Annotated in this window: 5 protein-coding genes; 4 read left to right on the top strand and 1 reads right to left on the bottom strand. The window is 53.9% G+C overall.

Features of this window, described 5'->3' with window-relative positions:
• The 4 genes from ACJROR_RS10925 to ACJROR_RS10910 form a co-directional block, all read left to right on the top strand.
• A partial coding sequence (locus ACJROR_RS10925; RefSeq protein ID WP_406547083.1) for a pyruvate formate lyase family protein occupies positions 1-1,434 on the top strand: 1,434 nt, incomplete at its 5' end.
• 217 nt (positions 1,435-1,651) lie between these two features.
• Positions 1,652-2,236, top strand: coding sequence for a lipoprotein insertase outer membrane protein LolB (gene lolB / locus ACJROR_RS10920; RefSeq protein ID WP_406040478.1), 585 nt, complete (start codon positions 1,652-1,654; stop codon positions 2,234-2,236).
• Complete coding sequence (gene ispE, locus ACJROR_RS10915) at positions 2,224-3,081, top strand: 4-(cytidine 5'-diphospho)-2-C-methyl-D-erythritol kinase (RefSeq protein WP_406547082.1); 858 nt, start codon at positions 2,224-2,226, stop codon at positions 3,079-3,081. Before lolB ends, ispE begins: the two co-directional genes overlap by 13 nt.
• A 50-nt stretch (positions 3,082-3,131) precedes the next feature.
• Complete coding sequence (locus tag ACJROR_RS10910; protein ID WP_406040482.1) at positions 3,132-4,079, top strand: ribose-phosphate pyrophosphokinase; 948 nt, start codon at positions 3,132-3,134, stop codon at positions 4,077-4,079.
• 135 nt (positions 4,080-4,214) lie between these two features.
• Here the strand turns inward: ACJROR_RS10910 and mpl are convergent, their stop codons facing one another.
• Positions 4,215-5,564, bottom strand: coding sequence for a UDP-N-acetylmuramate:L-alanyl-gamma-D-glutamyl-meso-diaminopimelate ligase (mpl, locus tag ACJROR_RS10905; protein ID WP_406547081.1), 1,350 nt, complete (start codon positions 5,562-5,564; stop codon positions 4,215-4,217).

Here is a 5,564-nt window from a genome sequence, read left to right as displayed (position 1 = left end):
GAACGCGATATCAAAAACGGCGTGCTCACCGAGAAGCAGGCTCAGGAGCTGGTTGACCACATGATCATGAAGCTCCGCATGGTACGCTTCCTCCGCACCCCCGAGTACGATACCCTGTTCTCCGGCGATCCCATCTGGGCCACCGAATCTCTCGGCGGCATGGGCCTCGACGGCAGAACCCTGGTAACCAAGACCTGCTTCCGTTACCTGCAGACCCTTTACAACATGGGCACCTCTCCGGAGCCCAACATGACCATCCTCTGGTCTGAAAAGCTCCCGGCAGCCTGGAAGAGATTCACCACCAAGGTTTCCATCGACACCTCTTCCATTCAGTACGAAAATGACGACCTCATGCGTCCTGATTTCAACAGCGATGACTATGCCATTGCCTGCTGCGTATCCCCCATGGTTGTGGGCAAGAGAATGCAGTTCTTCGGCGCCCGCGCCAACCTGGCCAAGACTCTTCTTTACGCCATCAACGGCGGCAAGGACGAGATGATTGTCAAGGACGGCAAGCATATGCAGGTTGGTCCTAAGACCGATATCCCCGCCGGCGAGTACCTGGAGTTCGATGATGTCATGCAGCGCGTTGACAAGTTCATGGACTGGCTGGCCACGCAGTACGTTACCGCTCTGAACATCATCCACTACATGCACGACAAGTATGCCTACGAGGCAGTGCAGATGGCTCTCCATGATCGCGATGTATTCCGCACCATGGCCTGCGGCGTGGCCGGTCTTTCCGTTGCCGCCGACTCCCTGTCCGCCATCAAGTATGCCAGGGTTAAGCCGGTTCGCGACGAAGACGGCGTAGCCACCAAGTTCGACATTGAAGGCGACTTCCCGAAGTTCGGCAACAATGACGAACGCGTGGATTCCATTGCCTGCGACCTCGTGGAACGCTTCATGAAGAAGATCAAGGAACGCGTAACCTACAGAAACGCTCTGCCTACTCAGTCCATTCTTACCATTACCTCAAATGTGGTCTATGGCAAGAACACCGGCGAGACCCCCTGCGGCCGCGAGGCTCACAAGCCCTTCGGTCCGGGCGCCAATCCGGTGCACGGCCGCGATGTCAAGGGCGCTGTGGCTTCCCTGTCTTCAGTGGCCAAGCTGCCGTTTGACTACGCCAAGGACGGTATTTCCTACACCTTCTCCATTGTTCCGGCTGCTCTCGGCACTGACAGAGACACCCAGAACAAGAATCTGGTAGGCCTCCTGGACGGTTACTTCCATCACGATCCCAACCATGAAGGCGGTCAGCATCTCAATGTGAATGTGCTGAACAGAGATACTCTCATTGATGCTCAGAAGAATCCTGACAAGTATCCGATGCTCACCATTCGCGTTTCCGGATATGCCGTGCGCTTCAACTCTCTTACCAAAGAGCAGCAGGACGACGTTATTACCCGTACCTTCACGAGCTCCCTCTAATAGAGCGCTGAAGGCCTGCGACTGAACACAGAGCCCCGGAGAAATCCGGGGCTTTTTTTGCCCGAAGGGCATTCCCCGCCGCATTGAATTATCGGGACAAAAATGCTACCATGACGGCGTTTTATGTTTCCGGGAAGCCTGAAACGACAGTCCTTCAGAGAGGATGCCGCCCCGGAAAGTCCGTCTCGCTTCCCGTCTCCTTTCGGAAAAACAAGTCATGACCGCACCATCAGGAATATTCATTGCCGCGCTGGCAGGCATTATGATTTTTGCCGCCGGATGCAATTCCATACCGGATAACCCCCCGGAATTTTATGAAAATCAGAATGCCGAGCTCGCAAAGATCACCTCCTTCGGGGCTTCCGGCAAAATCGCCATTATCGAAAAGCAAAACCGGCTCTCCTCGTATGTTAATGTCTCCGTCAAGGATGACCGTTACCTTCTGGAGCTTACCAGTCTTACCGGCTCCACGGTGTTCCGGCTGGAAAACAGTCCCGGGGAAGCCCGCATTACCGACAGCGAGGGCAAACAATATTCCGGATCCTCGGCAGATGATCTGGCCAGACAGCTCACCGGACTCAGCATTCCCGCCCGCCGTCTTCCGGACATTATCCGGGCCATCCCGGGAGATCTTCCCTTCGTCAGAAACGCTGACAGCACCATCAGCGAAATCACCCATCCGGAATTCACCGTCATCTATGAACGCTATACGAATACCGGCAAATTCATTCTTCCGGAGTTCATTACCCTTAAAGGAAAGGATCTTTTAATTAAAATCAGGATAAACAAGTGGGAAATTTAACAGTCTGGCCGGCACCGGCAAAAATCAACCTTTTTCTGCGCATTAACGGGAGACGTGCGGACGGCTATCATGAGCTTTCCACCCTGTTTGCCATTCTTGACCGGGGAGATACCATGACCCTGGAGCCCAGAAATGACGGCATTGTCCGCGTCTTTCCGGACATGGGCTTCCCGACGGAAAGCAATATTATTTTCAAAGCCATTAAGCTCCTCGCCGAAATCACCGGCAAAAACATCGGCGCCGATGTTCATGTGGATAAAAGGATCCCCATGGGAGGAGGGCTGGGGGGCGGATCCAGCAATGCCGCCACCGTCATGGTTGCTCTCAATCACCTTATGAACCTCGGACTTTCAGAAGATGAACTCGCCCGGGCCGGCCGCAGGCTGGGGGCCGATGTGCCAGTGTTTGTCCGGGGCCGCAGCGCCTATGCCGAAGGCGTGGGGGAAAAGCTCACCCCGGTGGCTATTCCGGAAAAGTGGTACCTCGTGGTCACTCCGGAAAACACCCATGTTTCCACCCGGGAAATATTCATGCACCCGGATCTCCCCCGAAACACCCCCAAAATGCCTCTGGAAGACCTTATGAAGAATCCCCGGGCCAACGACTGCGAAGGACTGGTAAAAAAGATCTATCCCGAGGTTGCCACAGCGCTGTCATGGTTGTTAAAATACGCACCATCGGGAATGACCGGAACCGGAGCCTCCTGCTTCGGGGAATTTCCTGATGAAGATGCAGCTGTTCGGGCTTGTAACAGCCTCCCGGACAATATCTCCGGATTTGTCGCGCGGGCCTGTAACGTTTCACCGCTCCATGAGCTTCTCGGCAAACTTAAAGCCGCCAAATGAACAGCCTGAATCAAAACAGTCACTAAAAGGATCATCTTGAGGTTAACACCGTGCCGGATATGAAGATTTTTGCAGGGAATGGAACTCCTGACCTTGCTCAGAAAATTGCGGAAAAGCTTTTTACCAGATTAGGCAATGCCACTGTCGATCGTTTCAGCGATGGCGAAATCCATGTTCAGATCAATGAAAATGTTCGCGGCGGCGATATTTTCATAATCCAGTCTACCTGCGCTCCCACCAATGACAACCTCATGGAACTCATTGTGATGATTGACGCCATGAGACGCGCTTCCGCCGGCCGCATCACTGCCGTGGTACCCTATTTCGGCTATGCCCGTCAGGACAGAAGACTCCGTTCCGCCAGAGTGCCCATTACCGCCAAGGTGGTAGCTGATCTGCTCTCCAGCGTCGGGGTTGACCGGGTGCTTACCGTGGATCTCCATGCGGAGCAGATTCAGGGCTTCTTTGATGTGCCGGTAGACAATGTGTTCGGCAGTCCTATCCTGGTGGACGATATGAAGAACCACAGCTTCGAGAATCCGGTAATCGTTTCTCCGGACATCGGCGGCGTAGTGCGCGCCCGCGCCATTGCCAAGCTCCTTAATGACACCGATATCGCCATTATCGACAAGCGCCGTCCCCGTCCTAACGTTTCAGAAGTAATGCACCTTATTGGAGAGGTCAAGGATCGCGATGCCATCATTATCGATGACATGATCGATACCGGCGGTACTCTTTGCAAGGCTGCCGATGCTCTCAAGGCCCGGGGAGCCAAGAGAGTGTTTGCCTATGCCACCCACCCGGTGCTTTCCGGCCCCGCTTTCAGAAACATCTCCGAATCCAGCCTGGACGAGGTTATTGTTACCGACTCCATCCCGCTTTCTCAGCAGATGAAGGATACCGGCAAGGTCAAGGTGCTGACTCTGGCTCCTATGCTGGCAGAGGCTATTCGCCGCATTTCCAATGAGGAATCCATTTCCGCCATGTTCGAGGCCTGATAAGAGGTCTAAAGAAGATCTGCCGGCGAAGAAGCGGTAAAAACAAAGAAAGGAGGTTTCAGACCTCCTTTTTTCGTTATGGATATTGCTGCGAACTTTAAAAGCGCCGATCGCAATCGGGCGCCTCAAACTACTCTAAAGCCTTGCCAGAAGCTTTTCCTGAATGCCGTTAAAGCCGCCGTTACTCATCACCAGAATAACGTCCCCGGGATGAGCTTCCTTCGCAATGGCAGCTACCATTTCATCAAAATCATGGCAGACCTCGAAACGGCCCGGCACTTCCAAAGAATCCGTATCCCAGGACAGGGACGGGGCCGCATACATGAATATGCGATCCGCGGCCGCAAAGGAACCGGAGAGTTCCTCATGATTGACGCCCATCTTCATGGTATTGGAACGGGGCTCAAACACGGCAAGGATTCTGGCAGCCGTGCCGATCTTTTTTCTGAGACCGTCCAAAGTGGTTCTGATAGCCGTGGGATGGTGCGCGAAATCGTCATAAAGAGCAACCCCGTTCTTCTCCCCCTTGAACTCCATTCTTCTTTTTGGCATCCGGAAAGCAGAAAGAGCCTCAAGAGACTTCCGGGGATCAATCCCGATGAAGCGGGCGGCCTCGATGGCCATAAGGGCATTCCGGACGTTATGAAGACCGATGCCCTCCCAATGCACCTCTCCGATGCGGGTGCCGTCCTTCTCAAAAACAGCAAAGGAGCTGCCGTCATCCTTCAAAAGCTCGGCATAAATCCCCGCGCCGGGAGCTCCCGTATGCGCCAGATGAGACCAGCAGCCCATGTCAATAACCTCGTCAAGAGTCCGGGAATCCGCAGGAACAATCACCTCGCCCCGCCCCGGAATAATGCGCACCAGATGATGGAACTGCTTCTGAATCGCCTTCACGTCTTCAAAGATATCGGCATGATCATATTCCAGATTGTTCAGGATCTGCACAAAGGGCCGGTAATGCACAAACTTGGATCTCTTATCAAAAAAGGCGCAGTCATATTCATCGGATTCAATGACAAAATATTCCGAATCCCCCACCCGGGCCGAGGTATCAAAATTCCCCGGCACCCCGCCGATAAGAAAGCCGGGCTTATAGCCGGCATGCTCCAGAATCCAGGCGCACATGCCTGAAGTGGTGGTCTTGCCATGAGTCCCGGCCACGCCGATCACCTTTCTGGTATTAAGCACATAATGCTCCAGCCATTCCGGACCGGAAACAAAGGGGAGCCCCTCGTTCAGCATATATTCCACACAGGGATTGCCCCGCTTCATGGCATTTCCCACAATGATAAGATCCGGAGCCGGGGAAAGCTGAGACGGGTCATAGCCCTCGATGATCTCAATCCCCTTGTCCCGCAGCATGGTGCTCATGGGAGGATAAACATTGGCATCAGATCCCGATACCTGATAGCCCAGTTCCTTTGCAATAACTGCCACCCCTCCCATGAAGGTGCCGCAGATTCCTAAAATATGAACGTGCAT

The sequence above is a fragment of the Succinimonas sp. genome (assembly GCF_045225735.1).
In the GTDB taxonomy this organism is placed as follows: Bacteria; Pseudomonadota; Gammaproteobacteria; order Enterobacterales; family Succinivibrionaceae; genus Succinimonas.
This window is presented reverse-complemented; position numbering and strand designations above follow the sequence as displayed.

Coding starts and splice junctions, on each gene's coding strand:
- mpl (WP_406547081.1), bottom strand. CDS start 5,564: ATGCACGTTCATATTTTAGGAATCTGCGGCACCTTCATGGGAGGGGTG.
- lolB (WP_406040478.1), top strand. CDS start 1,652: ATGACCGCACCATCAGGAATATTCATTGCCGCGCTGGCAGGCATTATG.